The sequence below is a fragment of the Winogradskyella sp. KYW1333 genome (assembly GCF_003335675.1).
Lineage (GTDB): Bacteria > Bacteroidota > Bacteroidia > Flavobacteriales > Flavobacteriaceae > Winogradskyella.
The window spans coordinates 1-1255 of sequence record NZ_QPHL01000003.1 but is presented as its reverse complement, the minus strand read 5'-3'; the positions used below and the strand labels follow the sequence as shown (position 1 = coordinate 1255).

Here is a 1255-nt window from a genome sequence, read left to right as displayed (position 1 = left end):
ATGGACTCTGAGGCTCCTGTATTTGATTCAGAAGCCTATGATTTGACTGTTCAATGTAACTCCAGCATAAATACCGATCAATTAAATGACTGGTTATCTACAAATGGCAGTGCTTCTGCTATTGATAATTGCGGGCAAATAACATGGACAAATAATTTTAATGGATTAACTTACACATGTGGTAATTCAGGATATGCTGATGTTACTTTTACAGCTTCAGATCAGTGTGGTAATTCTATCAATACAACTGCAAGATTCACCATAGAAGATACTGTTGGTCCAACAATAAATGGATTTCCAAGCACACCTAATTTTAACCCTGACTGTATCAATATTCCTATTCTTCGTTTTACTTCATTCTCTGAAATATCTGGAGACGGCGACAATTCTACATATTTAGAGGGTGAAATTTTCAAATTCCCTCAAGTTAGTGAGGAAATAGATGCAATTTTAACCATTGAAGAAATTGTTAACGCATCAATCCCAGTACTTGATGACAATTCAATTGGACCGAACTCTTTTAAACCTCAAACAGCCTTTTCTTTGAGTAATGTTGGAGATAGAGCCTATGTACAATATAAAATAGATTTTGTAGAAACGAATACGAATACACCTGTTATAATACCTGAATTCTATAGTAATTTTAACGATATTGACGGCTTGCCTAATTACACAGAGGTTAACTGGGCACCTTTAGACTCAGATTACACATTTAATAACCCTACTTCGTTATCGTTTACAGATGAAGACCCATGGGTTGTTGCAACAGGTGGAATAGTTGATATTCCTAATTCACCTAGTACAAATGCTCTGGCTAATTTCAGTTCTAGAAATTTGAATACATCTTCAATTTCTTTTAGAGTTGGAGTTGTCGCGTTAACAAGTAATCCTAGTGGAAATCCTAGATGGCATAGTATTGATTTTGCCTGTGTCTCAAATTATGAAAATTCAACTACAATTACAGATGAAATTACAATAGAATGTAGTGATTTAGAGGACGCGGAAACTTTAACATCTACTGATGATTGTAGTAATAGTTCAGTAGAATTTACTGAAACTAGAATTGATGGTTCTTGTGACTATCAATATACATTAAAGCGTGAGTGGACTGCAACCGATGAATGTGGGAATGAAACAAAACGTATTTTAAATTTAAATGTTATCGATACTACTGCGCCTACATTCACGGTTCCTGCTGATATTACAGTAGAATGTGACGTGGACGTTAACAATCTGTCTATTACAGGTGACGTAA

The 1255-nt window shown here is 34.9% G+C and carries 1 protein-coding gene; it reads left to right on the top strand.

Annotated features, from left to right (window positions below; translation table 11 throughout):
* Positions 1-1255: hypothetical protein (locus DUZ96_RS12840; protein WP_181855199.1), on the top strand; the 1255-nt coding region annotated here is incomplete at both ends.